Raw genomic sequence first — 18,980 nt, forward strand, 5'->3', positions numbered from 1 at the left:
CTGCAACTACTGCAGTACAGGAAAGGCGTCGTAGGTGTTGCCGTCGAGTTTACGTCCTGTCCGGTGTTTTCGGGTGCCACCCCATTGTTTGAAGAAAAAAGGAACAGATACTGACTCACACTGATCTCTGAGTGAAGCGACCCATTTTTTCTCCATTGGTCTTGACCGAGGTCCGCTTTCGCCACCGACGATCACCCAATTGACTCCAGTCAAGTCAACCTCTCCGAGATCTTCCAGAAGGGGTTCAATCGAAAGAAATGAGACTGCTGGTGAGGCGCGCCTCAAATGTTCGATTCGAGGCAGTCCATCACGTTTGTTTTCGACGCTGACTCCCCACCAAATGTGCTTAGCGTCTGCTGCATCCCTTAACTTTGATTGAAGAAGCTCTTCAAGTCGCTCACCGCGCTTCGTTAGCACCTGAAAAGTGTGCCAGTGTGCAGCGAGCATGGTGTCACATACTTCTCTGATGTAGCTGTCCGCGATCTGATCGTGAAAAAGATCACTCATCGAATTAACAAAAACTCTTAACGGCCTACGCCATTTGAGCGGCTCCTGCAGCTTTTCACGAACGACTCTAATTTCGAACCCTTGTTCGAAGGGGTGTCCCGGTACACCCCTAAAGCGCTCTGAAAACCGCTCTGCGTAGCAGTTTTTGCAACCAGCACTGATTTTCGTGCAGCCGCGTACCGGATTCCAAGTCGCATCTGTCCACTCAATTGTTGAACCGATTGACATTTCTTCTCCTAATCGAACAAGCCGCGGTTGGGGGACGAATACTTGAGAACCTCGCTCCAGAACTTGAAGGCTAAGGGACTCTTTGAGAAGAGTGCTAGGTGATAAAGGGTCGCGCGCTTTTCATTGACCATGCGTTTCAACTGGTGTCTAGGAGTCGGAAGGTATCCAAGTCCTTCCATACCTCTTGCAAACTCGGCAGCCAAGAAGTCATCGAACTCCTCTCTGCGAGCTTTCGCGGCTTCCCACTGTGTACGCCAGTCACTTCGGCCAAGAAAGCGCTCAACCTTCAGCGACAAGGGCTTCTCGTAATTAGTAACGTTGCGCTTAGCATCCATTCCCGAAGCGATAAGACAAAGGAAATCGGTCTTGCCATGCTTCGCGATAGCTCGAAGCGTCTCCATATTTATGCTCAGGTCGTACGGGTCGACAAAACACAACGAGAGCGCATCTGTTGGAGTCGCTCGAACGATTGCGGCTACGCTTGCATTGCAATCTCCTGCCACCAGGGTTACGTTTGAGCGTCCCTGAACGCGCTTGGAAAGAGCCTCGAACTTCGCACCAGCTTCCTCACAGAAGATGTAGCGAGAAAAGGGAACTGTAACATCGAGCGCAAGCAGCGGAGAGCCTTTTAAGAAGTCGTTCGTGTTCTTGACGCGGCTCAGCCCAGCACCGGAATAGAGATCGATGAAGCAGGTCGTCCACTTACCATTCATAGAGCGGGAGAAGATCGACATGTACATTTCTATAAGCGCGTATTTGTCATACGACCACGCGCCTACTTCGTTCGTTTCCAAACCGTCGTCTGAAGTCTTAATCCTGTCGTACATGCCTCAAATGTAGTGCAAGAAGATTGAGAAGAAAAGGCGAAAATGAAAAGTTACGCTTGTGAAGCTAGGACGGACTCTGCTGCGGGGATCCATTCATCCGCTCCAGCTTGCGCTCCGCTCAAGTTTCCTGCATACTACAGAGAGTGTTTCGGGCTTCCGTGCGTGTTTCTGACCCGCCGGTCCTCGAAGCCATTGCAGTCCGGCACTCGTCAGGGTATGGATTGCGTCAAAACACCACGGCCGAACGGCTCGTCCCTCGCAGCAGTTGAGTAATCGCAATTCGGGGCGGGTTCAGCGCGAAAGTCGCGCTGCGTGACAAAGGGCGGGGCCCTCGTTGAGTGAGGCTTCCGGCACATGCCGGGAACCACAAAGCCAACGCGAGGCATGCCCGCTGGGCTAGAAGTAACCATCAGCCCACTTTGTCCAATGGTTCCGGCGGTGGGAGACCTGGGCTCTCGCAAGGGCGCCTGTATCGGGTTTTCGCAAGAAGCCCCGAAGAAAGAGTCAACATGGCACGCAAGATCTCGAAGAATCTGGCAAAGGCGCGCGCGGCGGTTGAGCCCCGCCCCTATTTGCTGAACGACGCGGTTCCCCTCATCCAGAAGGTCAAGTTTGCGAAGTTCGACGAAAACGTCGACCTGACGCTGCGCCTGGGCGTGGATACCCGCCACGCCGACCAGATGGTCCGCGGCACGGTCATCCTGCCGCACGGCCTGGGCAAGACCAAGACGGTCGCCGTCATCTCCACTGCTGAGAACCAGCGCATCGCGCAGGAAGCGGGCGCGGACATTGTGGGCGGAGAAGAACTCGTCGAGCGCATCCAGAAGGAGTCCTGGACGGACTTCGACGCCCTGATCGCCACGCCCGACATGATGCGTTCGATCGGCCGCCTCGGCAAGGTGCTCGGCCCCCGCGGTCTGATGCCGAACCCGAAGACCGGCACGGTCACCACCGACGTCGCCGCCGCCGTGAAGGAAATCAAGGCCGGTAAGGTCGAGTTCCGCGCCGACAAGACCGCCCTCGTCCACGTACCCGTGGGCAAGAGCTCGTTTGAGCCGCAGAAGTTGATCGACAATGCCATGACCGTGATCACCAGCGTGGTCAAGGCCAAGCCAGCCGCTGCCAAGGGCAAGTATGTGAAGGGCATTTACATGTCCTCCACCATGGGGCCCGGCATCGAGATCGACCAGGCTGTCGTCGACGTCGCAGGCAAGGCGTAAGCGCTTCCGTTTTCGCCGTCACCTGCCAATGCAGCGTGTCGGCCAAGTTTCGGCAGGGCAAAGTTTCGGCGAGGCCCGCCAGCGAAGGATTGAATTCCAATGGCATTGACCAAGCAGCAAAAGAACTTAAAGGTCGCGGCACTCGCGTCCAACCTGGAAACGGCGACGTCCGCCATCATCGGCACCTTTACCGCCATGACTGCCTTGAAGGACTTCGAGCTGCGCAAGACGATCCGCGAAGCGGGCGGGCGGTATCAGGTGCTCAAGAACAAGCTCGCTCCGAAGGCCGGTGCCGGCACCAGGATCGAAGAGGCGCTCGGCGGCCTCAAGGGCGTCAGCTCGATCGCCTACACCTCCGGCGACCCGGTCGCGCTCGCGAAGGCCCTGTCCACCTGGGTCAAGGATAATGCGCAGTTCACCTTCAAGCTGGGCATTGTCGACGGCAAGGTGATCAACGTTGCAGAGATCAACAACCTGGCGACCCTGCCGGGCAAGGAAGAGCTGTTCTCGAAGCTGCTGTTCCTGATCAATGCCCCGGCGACTCGCCTCGCAACCGTTATGAACGCCACCGGCCGCAACATGGCTGTGGTGATCGATCAGGCCGTGCAGGGTAACAAGTTCGCGGGCGCGGCCGCACCGGTCGCGGAATCCACACCGGCTGCAGAGTCCGCTACGGCTACAGAAGCGACACCGGTTGCAGAAGCGGCTCCGGCCGCTGAGGCTTCCACCTCCACCGACGCCGATCCGGCGCAGCCCGAGTCTGGCGATGCAAACCAGGCTGGCGCCGCCGCGACCGAGGCTCCAGTCGAGGGCTAACCCAAGTTTCGCTCCATCTTTTCGGAGTGCGCAGTCTGGGCGCATCGGAAACTCCGCAAGGGCAGGGCAGCCGGTGCAGGATAACGCTCCGGAGACGCAAATCGCAGCACCGCCTCAAACCACCGAGGCTTTCGCTCCAGACGACCGGAGCTGCACCACCAAGATCTAGATCACACGGAGAAACATCATGGCAGACCTGCAGCAGTTGGAAGACCAGATCGTAAGCCTGAGCCTGCTTGAGGCCTCGGAGCTCGTCAAGAAGCTGGAAGAGCGCCTCGGCGTCTCGGCCGCGGCAGCCACCGTTGCGGCCGCACCGGCAGGCGGCGGCGCAGCAGCGGCCGCGCCGGTCGAAGAGAAGACCGAGTTCACCGTCATTCTGAAGGATGCCGGCGCGAACAAGATCAACACCATTAAGGCTGTCCGCGAAGTCACCGCCCTGGGCTTGAAGGAAGCCAAGGACCTGGTTGACGGCGCTCCGAAGCCCTTGAAGGAGAACATCTCCAAGGACGACGCAGCTGCGATTGCCAAGAAGTTCGACGGCGTCGCAACAGTCGAAATCAAGTAACCCCGGCCTGGCTGTTCCCGGTTTCGACCGGGAGCCGCCATGTCGTGTTGTGTCGTATGTTGACGACGCGGCGTACTCTTGCCTTCTTCTGGCAAAGAGCGTACATTCTTCTTTGGGCGCAAACCGTTCAGCGTGGCACTGCGTAACGTCGCTGCGGCAGCTTTCCTTCAGAAGAGTTAGAGATTTCCGGTCCACCACGGGCCGGCCACAACAGATTCCGGGCGGCGGGAACCTGTTTGTGCTCACAGCAACACCAGCGGCAGCGGTTCCGGGCCACGCAGGGTCCGGTAGGCGGCAGAGATTCTGACAAACTACGCACCAGTGCAAAAGTCGAACATTGCGCTCACGGACATTTCTGTCCCCGTGGGCGTCTTCGCGTCTCTCGCGCAGTCGAATCGAAGCTTCTCCCGGAGCCGTTCGGCACCTCCGGCTTTCTAGCCGGCCTCGTTTCACTCCAAGTTTCGTTCTATCTTCACACCGCCGGGTCATCCGGTTCCCAACGCGCGGCAGAAACCCTCACCGAGGCAGGTTTCTGCGGAACAGGCGCGACAACCACTTCCACGAGGCAGCGCAAGCCGCTTCGGACTCCGACCACCGGCTCGTTGCAGATAGATGCGACGCGCTCTGTGGAAAGAGGTCTCGGCAGGAACACACAAGGGAGCAGCAGACTACATGGAAAACAGCATGGCAATCCGCGCACTGCGCAGCCGGCTCGACTTCTCGAAGATCCCAACCGCCATCCAGATCCCGAACCTCATCGAAGTGCAGCGCCGCTCGTACGAGCGCTTCCTTCAGATGGATAAGCTCCCCCAGGAGCGCGAGGACAACGGACTGCAGTCGGTCTTTACCTCCGTCTTTCCCATCACCGACTTCCGCAACGTGTCGGAACTCGAGTTTGTCGATTATTCCATCGGCAACTGGGAGTGCAAGTGCGGCTACCTGAAGGGGCTGAACCACCTTCGCACCGCCTGCTCCAACTGTGGGCATATGGTCATCACCGATCCATTCCACCCTGGTGATGTGCTCTGCCACTTCTGCGGTACGTACAACAAGAACACGCCTGACTTCTGCACCAAGTGCGGTGACCCGGTGGGCCTGCAGCTGAAGTATGACCAGGCCGAGTGCGAAGAGCGCGGCATGACCTATTCCGCCCCGCTTAAGGTCACGATTCGCCTGAAGATTTATGACAAGGACCCGGAGACCGGCATCAAGACCCTGCGCGACATGAAAGAGCAGGAAGTCTTCTTTGGCGACATCCCGCTCATGAGCGCCAACGGCACGTTCATCGTGAACGGGACGGAACGCGTTATTGTTTCGCAGCTGCACCGCTCGCCCGGCGTCTTCTTCGAGACGGCGAACAACCGCACCTACTTTCTCGGCAAGATCATCCCGTACCGCGGCAGCTGGGTCGAGTTCGAATACGACCAGAAGAACACCCTCTACGTCCGCATCGACCGCAAGCGCAAGTTTCTCGGCACCATCTTCCTGCGCGCGCTCGGCCTGCGCACGGACGAGGAGATCCTCAAGACCTTCTACACCGCCGACACCATCACGCTGCGCGACGGCAAGATGTTCTGGAACGTCTCAGCGGATGAGAAGATCACCAACATCCTCGGCGTCAAGCCGCAGCAGGCGATCAATGCTGCCGACGGCACCGAGATCGTGGCCTCCGGCCGCAAGATTTCCCCGTCGCTGCTTGCAAAGATGCGTACCGCCGGCATTACCGAAGTGGAAGTTGACCCCTCCAACCTCGACGGCGCCATTTTCGCCGCCGATGTAGTCGACCTCTCCACCGGCGAGCTGCTTTACGAGGCCAATCAGGAGGCCACGACCGACAAGCTGCACAAGACGCTGCAGTCGGGCGCGACCACCGTGGAAGTCTTCTTTCCCGAAAAGGACGACGTCGGCAACATCATCACCAATACCCTGAAGCGTGACTCCGTGCGCAAGCCGGAAGAGGCGCTGATCGAGATCTACCGCAAGCTGCGGCCGGGCGACCCGCCGACGCTGGACACCGCGACCGCGCTGTTTGAAGGCATGTTCTTCGATCCGCGCAAGTACGACTTCTCGCGGGTGGGCCGTCTCAAGTTCAACATCAAGCTGTACGAGAACCAGAACGCGACCGAGCTCGACAAGCGCACGCTCTCGCCGGAAGACTTCTACGGCACCATCCGATACCTCCTGAAGCTTCGCCGCAACATCGGCCTGGTCGACGACATCGATCACCTTGGCAACCGCCGCGTTCGCGCGGTTGGTGAGCTCATGGAAAACCAGTTCCGCATCGGCCTGGTTCGCATGGAGCGCGCGATCAAGGAAAAGATGTCGGTGTACCAGGAGATGTCGACGGCCATGCCGCACGACCTTATCAACGCCAAGCCGGTCATGGCCGCCATCCGCGAGTTCTTCGGATCCTCGCAGCTGTCGCAGTTCATGGACCAGACCAACCCGCTCTCGGAGATCACGCACAAGCGTCGTCTCTCCGCGCTTGGGCCGGGCGGCTTGTCGCGTGAGCGCGCAGGCTTCGAAGTCCGCGACGTGCACCCCACCCACTACGGCCGCATCTGCCCGATCGAAACGCCGGAAGGCCCGAATATCGGCCTGATCAGCTCGCTGTCGTGCTTCGCGCGCATCAACGAGTACGGCTTCATCGAGTCGCCTTACCGCAAGGTCAAGGACGGCCAGGTCGTCGACTACGTCGCCGTCACCAACGCCGGCGAGTCGGGTCTGCGCCAGGGTGATCCGATTGAGGTCAACGAGTCGCACGAGATCAAGCAGCGCCTCGCGTCTGAGGGCAAGCGCGTGCTCGAAACTGAGCCGTTCTCCTTCTATCTCTCCGCGTGGGAAGAGGACCGTCACACCATCGCGCAGGCCAACATCGAGCTCGACGAAAACGGCAAGCTGGTCGAGGACCTGGTCAACGCCCGGAAGCAGGGCAACTTCGTTCTCGTCCCGCAGGCCGAGGTCGACTACATCGACGTTTCGCCGAAGCAGCTCGTCTCCGTGGCCGCATCGCTCGTGCCGTTCCTTGAGCATGACGACGCGAACCGCGCTCTGATGGGCGCGAACATGCAGCGGCAGTCCGTGCCTCTGCTGGTCGCGGAAGCGCCGTTCGTCGGCACCGGCATGGAAGGCGTCACCGCCCGCGACTCGGGCGCCGTCATTCTGGCCCGCCGCAACGGCATCATTGACTCGGTTGACTCCGAACGCATCATCGTGCGCGTCGAAGGCGAGCACCACCCCACGCAGCTGTCGCGTGAGGTCGGTTCCGACATCTACCAGCTCACCAAGTTCAAGCGCTCCAACCAGAACACCTGCATCAACCAGAAGCCGATTGTGCGCAAGGGTGACCGCGTGCTCAAGGGCCAGGTGATTGCGGATGGTCCGTGCACGGAGCAGGGCGAACTCGGCTTGGGCCGCAACGTCCTGGTGGCCTTTATGCCGTGGCGCGGTTACAACTTTGAGGACGCGATCCTGATCTCGGAAAAGCTGGTCCGCGAGGACTACTACACCTCGATTCACATCGAGGAGTTCGAGATCGAAGCGCGCGATACGAAGCTGGGACCGGAAGAGATCACACGCGATATTCCCAACGTCTCCGAGCACGCCCTGCGTGACCTGGACGAGTCGGGCATCATCCGCATTGGCGCCAAGGTCGGGCATAACGACATCCTGGTCGGCAAGGTGACGCCCAAGGGCGAAACCCAGCTGACGCCGGAAGAAAAGCTGCTGCGCGCCATTTTCGGTGAAAAGGCCGGCGATGTGCGCGATGCTTCACTCAGCTGCCCCCCGGGCATCGAGGGTACGGTCGTCGACGTCCGCATCTTCAGCCGCAAGGGCCAGGAAAAGGACGAACGCGCCAAGTCGATCGAGCAGGAGCAGATCGAAAAGCTGGAGAAGAACCTGGCTGACGAAATCCGCATTCTGACCGACGAGCGCCTGAAGCGGCTCGAAGCCATCCTGGGCGGTAAGGAAGTCCAGGCCGACCTCCACGACGAGCGCACCAACAAGAAGCTGCTCGAAAAGGGCGACAACCTCGACCGCGACATGATCGAGCTCATCTCCACGCGCAACCTGAAGCGGATTCGCTACGCGGACAAGGACCCGCGCGTGAACGAGCAGATCGATGAGATCGAGGAGATGACCTCGCGCCAGATCGACGTGCTCCGCAAGATCACCAACGAGAAGATCTCCAAGCTGCAGAAGGGCGACGAGCTTTCCCCGGGCGTGATCAAGATGGTCAAGGTCTACATCGCCATGAAGCGCAAGCTTTCCGTGGGCGACAAGATGGCCGGCCGTCACGGCAACAAGGGCGTTATCGCCCGCATCCTGCCAGAGGAAGACATGCCGTACCTGCCCGATGGCAAGCCGGTGGAAATCGTCCTGAACCCGCTGGGTGTGCCGTCGCGTATGAACGTCGGTCAGATTCTGGAAACGCACCTGGGCTGGGCCGCGCATGAGCTGGGCGAAAAGATCGCCGAGCTTGCCGCGCAGGCCGAGAGCGCCAATGAAGTTCGCGAGATCTTCAAGGCGCGTTTCCAGGGCACGGCCGCTTTGAACCAGCTCCTCGAACTGGACGACGAGACGACCGTGCGCGTGGCCAAGGGCATGAAGCGTGGCATCTGGTTCGGTACGGCTGTGTTTGACGGCGCCCGCGAGTCGGAGATCAAGGCGCTGCTCGCCTCGGCGGGTCTGCCCTCCTCCGGCAAGACCGAGCTCTTCGACGGCATGACCGGCGACGCGTTCGAGCAGCCAGCGACGGTTGGCTACATCTACATGCTGAAGCTCAGCCACCTGGTCGACGACAAGATCCACGCTCGTTCGATCGGACCATACTCGCTCATCACGCAGCAGCCGCTGGGTGGCAAGGCGCAGTTCGGTGGCCAGCGTTTCGGCGAAATGGAAGTGTGGGCGCTGGAAGCATACGGCGCGGCCTACATCCTGCAGGAGCTGCTCACCGCGAAGTCCGACGACGTGTTTGGCCGTACCAAAATCTACGAGGCCATCGTCAAGGGCGAGGCGGCGATCGAGCCCGGCGTGCCCGAGTCGTTCAACGTGCTCATTCGTGAGCTGCAGTCCCTCTGCCTCGACGTGGAGCTTGTAAAGCAGGAAGAGCTGAACAAGATTCCGACGATGCCGATCGCCGCAGCCGCCGACTAACGCCGGGAATTGAGGGCCGGTACAACACCGGTCCTCGATTAGCCTGCGAAGCTTTGTAAGACCAAGGGCATGCGATCCGCCCGGAGTGATCGCGAACAGCACGACCAACCAGCGGGCCAACGCAAACCCGCACTGGAGACAAACAGCATGTTCCGTTCCAGCCCCTTCGAAATGTCCGGTCCCATCACCGACTTCGATTCCATCCGCATCTCGCTCGCGTCGCCAGAGAAGATCCGCTCCTGGTCGCATGGTGAAGTGACGAAGCCGGAAACGATTAACTACCGCACCTTTAAGCCGGAGCGCGACGGCCTGTTCTGCGCCCGCATCTTTGGACCCATCACCGACTGGGAATGCCTCTGCGGCAAGTACAAGCGCATGAAGCATCGCGGCGTCATCTGCGACAAGTGCGGCGTCGAAGTCACGCTCAGCAAGGTTCGTCGTGAGCGCCTCGGCCACATCGAGCTCGCGTCGCCGTGCTCGCACGTCTGGTTCTTCAAGGGCCTGCCGTCGCGCATCGGCCACCTGCTCGACATCTCGCTGCGCGAGCTCGAAGCCGTCCTCTACTTCGAGTCCTACGTCGTGATCGATCCAGGCGACGCGCCCGTCAAGGAGCGCGAGATCATCAAGGACGAGTCCAAGTTCCGCGAACTCGACCAGCAGTACCGCCCCTCCGGCTTCCGCGCCATGATGGGCGCCGAAGCGATCAAGGAACTGCTCAAGCGCGTGGAAGTCGACGAGCTCGCCATCGAGATGCGCGAGAAGATGAAAGTTGAGCAGAGCCTTCAGAAGAAGCTGAAGTACGCCAAGCGCCTCAAGGTTGTGGAGGCGTTCCGGCGCTCCGACAACAAGCCCCAATGGATGATCCTCGACGTGATCCCCGTGATCCCGCCTGAGCTTCGCCCGCTGGTGCCACTCGATGGCGGCCGCTTCGCCACGTCCGATCTGAACGACCTGTACCGCCGCGTTATCAACCGCAACAACCGCCTCAAGAAGCTCATGGATCTCCACGCGCCCGAAGTCATCGTGCGCAACGAGAAGCGCATGCTTCAGGAAGCGGTTGACGCCTTATTTGACAACGGCCGTCGCGGTCGCGTTCTGCGCGGTGCGAACAACCGTCCACTCAAGTCGCTCTCTGACACCCTGAAGGGCAAGCAGGGCCGCTTCCGCCAGAACCTGCTCGGCAAGCGCGTTGATTACTCGGGCCGTTCCGTCATCGTCGTCGGTCCGGAACTGAAGCTGCACCAGTGCGGCCTGCCCAAGAAGATGGCGCTCGAGCTCTTCAAGCCGTTCATCTATCACCGCCTGGAACAGACCGGCCACTGCACCACCATCAAGCAGGCTAAGGAAATGGTGGAACTGCAGGAGCCCATCGTCTGGGACATCCTGGAAGAGGTCATCAAGGACCACCCGGTCCTTCTGAACCGCGCCCCAACCCTGCACCGTCTCGGTATCCAGGCGTTTGAGCCCGTGCTCGTCGAAGGCAAGGCGATCAAGATTCACCCGCTCGTCTGCACCGCTTTCAACGCCGACTTCGACGGCGACCAGATGGCCGTTCACATCCCCCTGTCGCCTGAAGCGCAGGTGGAAGCGTCCGTCCTCATGCTCGCTTCGCACAATATCCTGTCGCCCGCGTCGGGTCAGCCCATCACCGTGCCCACCCAGGATCTGGTGCTCGGTCTGTACTACCTGACCAAGGCCAAGGTGAATGCCAAGGGTGAGGGCCGTGTCTTCGCCAACATCGACGAAGTGGTCATGGCCCTCGAAGCCAAGCAGGTGGAAACACTGTCGCCCATCCGCCTGCGCTACACCGGCCCCGTGCTTGATCTGACCTCGTCCTATGACGATCAGGACATCACCCACACCGAGGTTGTTGAGTACAACAAGCAGTTCATCAACACCACGGTCGGCCGCGCCATCCTGAACGATGCGCTGCCAGAGGGCATGCCCTACGTGAACGGCCTGCTCAAGAAGAAGGGCATCGGCCAGCTCATCAACTATCTCTACCTCAACCTCGGCCTTGAGATCACGGTGCACGCCCTCGACCGCATCAAGGAGCTCGGCTTCCACTACGCCACCCGTTCCGGCCTGTCGGTCGGCCTTGACGACATGGTCATCCCGGAGTCGAAGTACACCGTTGTGCACGAGGCAGAAAAGCAGGTCGTCGCCGTTCAGCAGCAGTACCTCGACGGCGCCATCACCAACGGCGAGCGCAACAACAAGGTGATCCAGATGTGGTCGACCGTCACCGAAAAGGTGGCGGACGAGATGTTCGGCAACATGAAGCGCGCTGACAAGGAAGGCGCCATGAACCCGATCTACATCATGGCCGACTCCGGTGCCCGTGGCTCGAAGCAGCAGATTCGTCAGCTCTCCGGTATGCGCGGACTGATGGCGAAGCCGTCCGGCGAAATCATCGAGTCGCCCATCAAGGCCAACTTCCGCGAGGGTCTCACCGTGCTCGAGTACTTCATCTCGACCCACGGCGCCCGCAAGGGTCTGGCCGACACCGCGCTGAAGACCGCTGATTCCGGCTACCTGACCCGCCGTCTGGTCGACGTCGCGCAGGACGTCATCATCACCGAGTCCGACTGCGGTACCACCAACGGCATCTTCGTCAAGCCGATCATCGAAGCCGGCGAGATCATCGAGCCTCTGCGCGACCGCATCATCGGCCGCGTCACGCGCGAAGAGCTCAAGGGCATCGACGGCAAGACCATCGTCAACATCAACGACGAGATCGACGAGACGCAGGCGACCGACATCCAGGCCGCCGGCATCGAGCAGGTCAAGATCCGTTCTGTGCTCACCTGCGAGTCCAAGCGCGGCGTTTGCAAGCTGTGCTACGGCCGCAACCTGGGCTCCGGCAAGATGGTCGAGATGGGCGAGGCCGTCGGTGTTATCGCGGCGCAGTCCATCGGCGAGCCCGGCACCCAGCTCACCATGCGTACCTTCCACGTCGGCGGCACGGCTTCGCGCGTCTCCGACCAGTCGCGCCTTGATGCCAAAAACGCCGGCTCCCTGCGCTACATCAACCTGAACACCGTTCGCGCCAAGGACGGCAACCTGGTCGCCATGAACCGCTCGGGCTCCGTCGCCGTCATCGACGACAAGGGCCGCGAGAAGGAGCGCTACCCCATCGTCTACGGCGCCAAGCTGCTGGTCGAAGACGGTGCGCATGTTGACATCGGCACCACCATCGGCTCCTGGGATCCGTATACCTACTCCATCGTCACGGAGATCGGCGGCACGATCCAGTTCAAGGACCTGCAGGAAGGCATCACGCTCAACGAAGAGGTCGACGAAGTCACCGGGCTCAGCCGCCTGGTGGTTGCCGACGCCCCCGACGAAAAGCGTCAGCCGACTCTGCTCGTCAACGGCAACGACGGCTCCAAAAAGCGTTACCTCATGCCCAGCCGTGCGTATCTCATGATCGCCGACGGAGAAGAGGTCGCCCCCGGCGACATCCTCGCCAAGATCCCGCGTGAGTCCACCCGTACCAAGGACATCACCGGCGGTCTGCCGCGCGTCGTCGAACTCTTCGAAGCACGTAAGCCGCGCGAAACCGCCACGATCGCAGAGATCGACGGCGTCGTTCGCTTCGGCGAAGTGGTCAAGGGGCAGCGCAAGATCTACGTCACCTCCGACACTGGCGAAGAGCGCGAGTACTCCGTACCCCGCTCCATCTACGTCAACGTGCAGGAAGGTGAGAAGCTGCGCGCCGGCGACAAGCTGTTCGACGGCCCGCTTAACCCGCACGACGTGCTCGCCGTCCTCGGTGAGCAGGAACTGCAGCGCTATCTCGTCAACGAAATCCAGGAGGTCTACCGCCTCCAGGGTGTCGCGATCTCAGACAAGCACATCGAAACGATCGTTCGTCAGATGCTGCGCTGGGTCAAGATCGATGAGATCGGCGACTCCAACTTCCTTATGGAGCAGCAGGTCGATCGCTTCCGCTACAACGCGGAACGTGAGCGCGTGATCAACGCAAACGGTCGTCCGCCGCTCGGTCGTCCGCTGCTGCTCGGCATCACCAAGGCGTCCCTGTCCACCGACAGCTTCATCTCGGCGGCCAGCTTCCAGGAGACCACCCGCGTGCTTACGGAGGCCAGCATCAACGGCGCCGTCGACACACTCCGCGGCCTCAAGGAAAACGTCATCGTGGGCCGTCTCATCCCGGCCGGCACCGGCATGGAATACTACCGCAACGTCTCGCTCTCTCCGGAGCTGGAAGAAGCGGCAGCCAAGATCCAGGCCGAGGTCCAGGAAGCCCACGACGCCGAGGAACGCGAACTCGAAGCCATGCGCATGGAAGGCGAACAAGAAGAACTCGCCGCCGAGTAGGCGCAACCCAATGGTGCCCCCCTTCGCGAAGCTAAGGTGGGTTCTACAAGCACAAAGGGGCGGACTCAACCGAGTCCGCCCCTTTGTGCTTCCAATCCTTGCCGGGGTAGGGCAGGCCGAAGAGTTTGCCTCTCTCGTGAGTGGCTTTTGTTTGTCATCCCGCAGCGAAGCGAAGGGATCCGCTCTCTCTTGCACCTGCAAAGATTCTGTCATTTCGACCGGAGCAGGACAGCTTCATCGTCCTGCGGAGTGGATTTGGTGCTTGCACGGAAACCTGCTTTCCTTTCCTGGCTCGCAAAGCTAACCTAGCGGTATGATTGTCACCGCCCAATACGCGCAGGAACACCTCGAAGAACTCCTCGAATCCGCCGACCGCGGTGAAGAAATCAAAATTTTCCGCGAAGGCCGGCCCACGGCGAAAATCATCACAATGCCCGCAGCAGGTCGCGTCCCTAAGTTCGGCACCGGTCGCGGTGAAATCCGCGTGCCCTCCGACGAGGAATGGCGCCAGATGGACAAAGAACTCGAAGACGTGATGCTCAATCGCCCGCTCACCTCGCGGATGGGAGAGTGAAGCTACTGCTCGATTCCAACATCGTCCTCTGGCTCATTTACCAGCCGGAACGGGTGCACTCGCGCGCAGCGGAACTGCTTGCGACACTAGAATACGAGCGCCTTATCAGCGACGTCTCACTCTTGGAAATTACCCTCAAGCTCCAGAAAGGCAAGCTCGAGTACACGGCCAACCTCCAGAATTTCTTGACTCGCCTGGAGGATCTTGCAGCAACGCCGCTTCCGCTCACGCGCGAGCACATCCTTGCCTCCGTGCAGTTGCCGCAACTGCACGCCGACCCCTTCGACCGCTTGCTAATTGCGCAGGCTCAAATTGAGCGCGCCGTGCTTGTCACCGCAGATGCCACCATCCGTGAATCTGATTACGAAGTAGACACTATGTGGTCCTACCTGCGCACTTGGCACGACCCGCACGCCGTTTGACTGGTCACTACCGCAACGTCCAGCTCTCCCAGAGCTCGAAGAAGCGGCAGCCAAGATCCAGGCCGAAGCTCAGGAAGCCCACGACGCCGAGGAACGCGAACTCGAAGCCATGCGCATGGAAGGCGAACAGGAAGAACTCGCCGCCGAGTAGCATTGCATGCAGCGGACGCGCCTACGGCGCAAAACCAAACGGCAGGGCCCCACCTTCGCGAAGCTAAGGTGGGTTTCACCAAACAGAAGGGGTGGACTCAATCGAGTCCGCCCCTTCTGTGGAGAGACTGCTACTTCGATGGGCCGAAGTTCTTTGTCAACGCGTCAATCGCAACACTTGGCACATTAACGTTGTCCTTCTCTTTGTCCAAGATGCCCGAATCGCCGAATTCAACTACCGCTGTCACCAGCTTGCCGAGGATAAGATCTCTCTGATCGTCTGTGCTAGCAGCCTCAACGAAAGCAGACATGCTATTAGCAACCCGAGTTCTGTGAGCGTTGTATTCAAGCATGTGGAAGTGCGCTCTCGTCATTCTCAGCATGAATGTCGCAAGCGCTCCGATGCCGGTGAGAATAGTAATCCGCAGAATGCCATGAAAGATAAGCTCAGGAACCATCTGAGATTTGTCCATGATCGCGGACCCAAGTGGCTTGTTGTAAAGAAAAAAGGCAAATGCGAAGAAAGCTGCGAACGAGAGCGCAGAAAGAATGGCCCACCAGGTCGCCTTACGTCTGAGCACACGCTGCGCTGCGTTGAATTCAATTTGCGCCGCAACTACTGAAATACCAGTCGCTGTTTTGCGAGCACCAGCCTCGATACTTGCCGCTAGCTTCTTTGCATCATCAATAATCGCGGCTCCGACTTCACGGATCTCTGCCAAACTTCTTTGGGAGCTAGCTTCTAAATCGTTCTGTAGGGTCGCAGAGTTCCAAAGTAATCCGGATCTGTCCGCCACAATCACGGCGAGCAAGGGCCAGATTTCCATTATTCTGCCCCAACTCTCTTCAAGGTTGCGCTCAAGGCCCTGATGTTGATTTGAGAACTCAGGGATTGCCATGTTACCTATTTGTCCGGTCAAATCTAAGTAGGCCTGATAACGGCTCTTAGCTTCCCGCAGAAGTGCATTACCTGCGGCATCCGCGTGAGGGACAAAGGCCTTCATCTGCCGACTGATTTCTTCGAGGTGCTCCTTGATCTGCGGCATTGCTAATTTTCCGAGATCAGCACGTGAAAAGCGCTGGCCGTCTATTTGCGCAACCATCACAGCTTGTTCTCTGAAGTATTTAGTTAATTCGTAGTCAGCCATTTATCCTCACTCAAGCAGAAGTACGCCCCAGCTTCCGGAGGGCTGAATGAGTATGACTTATTCGTGAGTTTGCGCGAAAGGTGGGGTCCCATTCGTGCGAAGCGCGAACCCGGCAGACTCCCAAACCGCCGAACCCACCCCGAGCCCGTAAACCCACCTACCGTACAAAAGCCCTCCAGAGAGGGACACACAGCTCATCCCCCAAACGGACTATTCCCTCACAAAAGAGGACACACTAATCTACGTCACATGCCGACCGGTCTCGAACGCCGCCACCCACCTCTGGTGTCTGCTGCATCGCGGCCAGCTGCTTCCGCCGCCAGCTTCTTCTCGGAACCGCACAATGCCGCGACCGCTTTCAAACCATCCGCTTCGAAACACAAACGAAGTACACCTTCGAGCTACGATTCGATCCCGGTTTGGCGAGGTACAGCCCTGCCCGGTGCTGTGATAGCGTTGGGTTCCCAAATCAACAACACCAGTCTTAGGAGTTCGTTATGCAGCTTCCTCACGCCTTAACGAGATTTGCCCTGCTTCCCGCATCCGTCGCCCTGTTGGCCTCACTCTGCGCATCAAGCGCGTTGGCCGATAGCTTCACGATCTCCTACTACGCCGCAGGTGTGCAAAGCTCAGCTGCTTCCAGCAGTGTTGAGACGTTTAACAGTGCAGTACCCGCGAACGGTGTACTCACAACCACGTTTAACAACAGTCAGTTGACGGGTACGTACACCGGCAACTTCGTACTGAGCAATGCCAATCTTACCGGCGGAGCAGGCGGAGTAGGCAAGTTCATCACAACCACCAGCACCTATACGCTGACCCTCAGCCAGAACGTGAATTATTTTGGCCTTTGGTTTTCAGCACTCGATCAAGGGAACAGATTGTCCTTCTTCGAGGACTCGACCTTGCTATACACCTTCACCCCCGCTGCCTTCGCGGCGCTCGTGGGTGCCTGCCCCAGCAGCTCCGGGTATTGCGGAAATCCGAATCCAGCGCAAGCCGGAAACACTGGGCAGCAGTATGCGTTTTTGAACTTCTTCGACTCGAATGGCACGTTCAACAAGGTTGTATTTACAGAGAGCCCTGCGAATGGTGGCTTCGAGTCTGACAACCACACCGTCGGCAATATCGATTCCGGCCCTGGGGGCACGATCATCGGTGTCACTCCCGAGCCGTCCTCTCTGCTCCTTATGGGTACGGGTGTGATCGGTCTGATCGGTGAGGTTCGCCGCCGCGTACGCAACAACGCTTAAGATCACCGCGGATCAGCGTCAAGGATGAGAGTGCGGCGTTCCAGGCAATTCCATGATGGTCCGGTCGTCTCTTCAGGTGCCCCTTCTCGTATACCCGTTGCGCGAAGAGGATGAACCCTGCGGAAGCAAGGACTTTTAGACTAGCTAGTAACCTACCTGCGGCGGAACAGCAGAAAGGCGATGACCAGGATTACCAGCAGGCCCAGACCGCCCGGGAAGAAGAAGCCGCCGCCGCGGCTGGAATAGCCCGCCACCATGCACCCGCTCAACGGCAGGCACGCAATCATCGCAGAACACAGCAGCACTAAACGCTTCATTTGCCTCACCTCAAAAAAGCAGAGAAACACGGTTCCGTTTCGTCTGCCCGCACCATCAGATGCAATTTACCGCAAGAACGCCTGTCGAGTGTCTGGGGACCCGACATCTTGAAGACTTGGCAAAGGCTCAGGCAGCCCGGCGCATCGGACCGACAGGCAAGGGCACGATCAAGCCTTTATTGTTCCTCGGCTGCGGCTCCGTGTGGAAGACCGGGTGACCGGTGCGCAGATAGAGCAGAGCTGCGATCAGTAGCAAGATCAGCGCCACGCCGGCCCCTGCAACGATCAGTCCGAACTTCGGTTTGCCGTAAATTCCACTCGTCTCTTCGCTCATACCAAGTAGGATGCGCGTCGTGCTCACCCGTGACGCCGCCTCGTAAGGAGTCCCTGCAAGGCCACTTGAATCAGGCCCACGTGGTGGCACGCACGCGAAAGCTGCTCCGATGCAGGAGCAAGTCAACTCGCTCGCAATCCAGGTGCGCCTGGAGAGCGTTTCCAGTCGCCCGCAAAATGCGTGGGTCAGCCCGGCGAAATGCAGTCAGCCGAAGCAGGGGAACGCTGGTAGACTGCTCGGGCAGTTCCTTAGAGGTGCAACCGTGAAGCTCGCTCGCCTGTCGCTCGTTCCCGCCCTGCTCGCCGTGAGCACCTTCGCCTTCGCCGCCGATGGGAAGGGCGCTGGCAAGTGGACCATCGAAGGCGACGTGCAAGGCTACCCGATTCACGATGTTTGCACCCTGACCGGACCAGACACCAAACTGACCGGCACCTGCACCATGGACAGTAAAGACCGCGAGACGACCGGCACCTTTGACGGCACCACGCTGACCCTGAAGCATGCCGGCGAATACAACGGCCAGGCACTGACACTGACGTACACCGGCAAGCTGCAGAAGGACGGCACCGTGAGCGGCGACATTGACGTGCAGCCGCTGAACTATCAGGGCACGTTTACCGCGACCGCAGCCGCCGCAAGTGCCGCGAAGCCGCAGTAAGCAAGCTGCACCCCGCAGGAGCCGATGGGTGCGTTGGCCGCTGTGGCTGCTGGAACAACTGCTCTGGATCGCAGGACTTGCCGTCATGCTGCTGGCAAGCTTCTTCGCCGTAGGCGTCGCGCGCACGTTCCGCTTTGGCCCAGAATTGGCCGCAGCCGTTATCTACACCAGTTGGATCATCGTGCTGCTGTTTTACCCAGGCCGCGCCCACCCTGCGTACAACCCATTCGGTGCCGCAGCAAGGAGTGTCTGGCGGCCACTCGCTCGCATGCACCTGCTGTCCTTGCTCGGCCTGATGCCATTGACGGTGCTCGGGGTCTTCGTTCGCACGCATATGACGCCGCGCTGGTTCGTGATCGCAACCGTGATCGTGATGTTGGTCCTGTCGTACCCGCAGTACGACCGCTCCATCGACCTGTTGCGGGAAGCCGAATCCGCGCAATGGAAAAAGGTGCACTGAAAG

The 18,980-nt window shown here is 59.6% G+C and carries 16 protein-coding genes; 10 read left to right on the forward strand and 6 right to left on the reverse strand.

Annotation, left to right across the window (positions count from 1 at the left end; all coding sequences use genetic code 11):
• Positions 1 to 6 precede the first annotated feature (6 nt).
• Both ACOFKT_RS01240 and tcmP read right to left on the reverse strand, forming a co-directional pair.
• On the reverse strand, positions 7 to 735 hold the full coding sequence (locus tag ACOFKT_RS01240) for a DUF5131 family protein (RefSeq protein ID WP_419805626.1): 729 nt from the start codon (positions 733 to 735) through the stop codon (positions 7 to 9).
• A gap of 8 nt (positions 736 to 743) precedes the next feature.
• Positions 744 to 1,562, reverse strand: a complete 819-nt coding sequence (gene tcmP / locus ACOFKT_RS01245) for a three-Cys-motif partner protein TcmP (protein ID WP_419805627.1) — start codon at positions 1,560 to 1,562, stop codon at positions 744 to 746.
• Positions 1,563 to 2,071: 509 nt separating this feature from the next.
• Between tcmP and rplA the strand changes: the two genes are divergently transcribed.
• The 7 genes from rplA to ACOFKT_RS01280 all read left to right on the forward strand — a co-directional run bounded on the left by rplA (position 2,072) and on the right by ACOFKT_RS01280 (position 14,657).
• Complete coding sequence (rplA, locus tag ACOFKT_RS01250) at positions 2,072 to 2,782, forward strand: 50S ribosomal protein L1 (RefSeq protein WP_419805628.1); 711 nt, start codon at positions 2,072 to 2,074, stop codon at positions 2,780 to 2,782.
• A gap of 99 nt (positions 2,783 to 2,881) precedes the next feature.
• The gene (gene rplJ, locus ACOFKT_RS01255; protein ID WP_419805629.1) at positions 2,882 to 3,598 is read left to right on the forward strand and encodes a 50S ribosomal protein L10; all 717 of its coding nucleotides are present in this window, start codon (positions 2,882 to 2,884) and stop codon (positions 3,596 to 3,598) included.
• 187 nt (positions 3,599 to 3,785) lie between these two features.
• Complete coding sequence (rplL, locus tag ACOFKT_RS01260) at positions 3,786 to 4,163, forward strand: 50S ribosomal protein L7/L12 (RefSeq protein ID WP_419805630.1); 378 nt, start codon at positions 3,786 to 3,788, stop codon at positions 4,161 to 4,163.
• 684 nt (positions 4,164 to 4,847) lie between these two features.
• A complete protein-coding gene (gene rpoB / locus ACOFKT_RS01265; protein WP_419805631.1) occupies positions 4,848 to 9,320 on the forward strand; it encodes a DNA-directed RNA polymerase subunit beta in 4,473 nt (1,490 codons plus the stop codon).
• Between the two features lie 147 nt (positions 9,321 to 9,467).
• Positions 9,468 to 13,661 carry a DNA-directed RNA polymerase subunit beta' gene (gene rpoC / locus ACOFKT_RS01270; protein WP_419805632.1) on the forward strand — a complete coding sequence of 1,398 codons (4,194 nt, stop codon included), beginning with the start codon at positions 9,468 to 9,470 and terminating at the stop codon, positions 13,659 to 13,661.
• A 313-nt stretch (positions 13,662 to 13,974) separates the two neighbouring features.
• The gene (locus tag ACOFKT_RS01275) at positions 13,975 to 14,235 is read left to right on the forward strand and encodes a type II toxin-antitoxin system Phd/YefM family antitoxin (protein ID WP_419805633.1); all 261 of its coding nucleotides are present in this window, start codon (positions 13,975 to 13,977) and stop codon (positions 14,233 to 14,235) included.
• Complete coding sequence (locus ACOFKT_RS01280; RefSeq protein ID WP_419805634.1) at positions 14,232 to 14,657, forward strand: type II toxin-antitoxin system VapC family toxin; 426 nt, start codon at positions 14,232 to 14,234, stop codon at positions 14,655 to 14,657. The genes ACOFKT_RS01275 and ACOFKT_RS01280 overlap by 4 nt, the downstream gene beginning before the upstream one ends.
• A 7-nt stretch (positions 14,658 to 14,664) precedes the next feature.
• On the opposite strand, the gene ACOFKT_RS01285 is transcribed toward ACOFKT_RS01280, so the two are convergent.
• Both ACOFKT_RS01285 and ACOFKT_RS01290 read right to left on the reverse strand, forming a co-directional pair.
• Positions 14,665 to 14,811 (reverse strand): hypothetical protein, encoded by a 147-nt coding sequence (locus ACOFKT_RS01285; RefSeq protein ID WP_419805635.1) that lies wholly within the window; start codon positions 14,809 to 14,811, stop codon positions 14,665 to 14,667.
• Positions 14,812 to 14,938: 127 nt separating this feature from the next.
• Complete coding sequence (locus tag ACOFKT_RS01290) at positions 14,939 to 15,955, reverse strand: hypothetical protein (protein WP_419805636.1); 1,017 nt, start codon at positions 15,953 to 15,955, stop codon at positions 14,939 to 14,941.
• Positions 15,956 to 16,452: 497 nt separating this feature from the next.
• Between ACOFKT_RS01290 and ACOFKT_RS01295 the strand changes: the two genes are divergently transcribed.
• Positions 16,453 to 17,208, forward strand: a complete 756-nt coding sequence (locus ACOFKT_RS01295; protein WP_419805637.1) for a PEP-CTERM sorting domain-containing protein — start codon at positions 16,453 to 16,455, stop codon at positions 17,206 to 17,208.
• 152 nt (positions 17,209 to 17,360) lie between these two features.
• Here the strand turns inward: ACOFKT_RS01295 and ACOFKT_RS01300 are convergent, their stop codons facing one another.
• Positions 17,361 to 17,525 carry a hypothetical protein gene (locus ACOFKT_RS01300; RefSeq protein ID WP_419805638.1) on the reverse strand — a complete coding sequence of 55 codons (165 nt, stop codon included), beginning with the start codon at positions 17,523 to 17,525 and terminating at the stop codon, positions 17,361 to 17,363.
• A gap of 127 nt (positions 17,526 to 17,652) precedes the next feature.
• Complete coding sequence (locus ACOFKT_RS01305; RefSeq protein ID WP_419805639.1) at positions 17,653 to 17,859, reverse strand: hypothetical protein; 207 nt, start codon at positions 17,857 to 17,859, stop codon at positions 17,653 to 17,655.
• A gap of 262 nt (positions 17,860 to 18,121) precedes the next feature.
• Between ACOFKT_RS01305 and ACOFKT_RS01310 the strand changes: the two genes are divergently transcribed.
• Positions 18,122 to 18,517, forward strand: a complete 396-nt coding sequence (locus ACOFKT_RS01310) for a hypothetical protein (RefSeq protein WP_419805640.1) — start codon at positions 18,122 to 18,124, stop codon at positions 18,515 to 18,517.
• Between the two features lie 28 nt (positions 18,518 to 18,545).
• Positions 18,546 to 18,977, forward strand: coding sequence for a hypothetical protein (locus ACOFKT_RS01315; RefSeq protein ID WP_419805641.1), 432 nt, complete (start codon positions 18,546 to 18,548; stop codon positions 18,975 to 18,977).
• The last annotated feature ends 3 nt before the right edge of the window (positions 18,978 to 18,980 follow it).

This window comes from Terriglobus sp. (assembly GCF_965201105.1).
Taxonomy (GTDB): domain Bacteria; phylum Acidobacteriota; class Terriglobia; order Terriglobales; family Acidobacteriaceae; genus Terriglobus.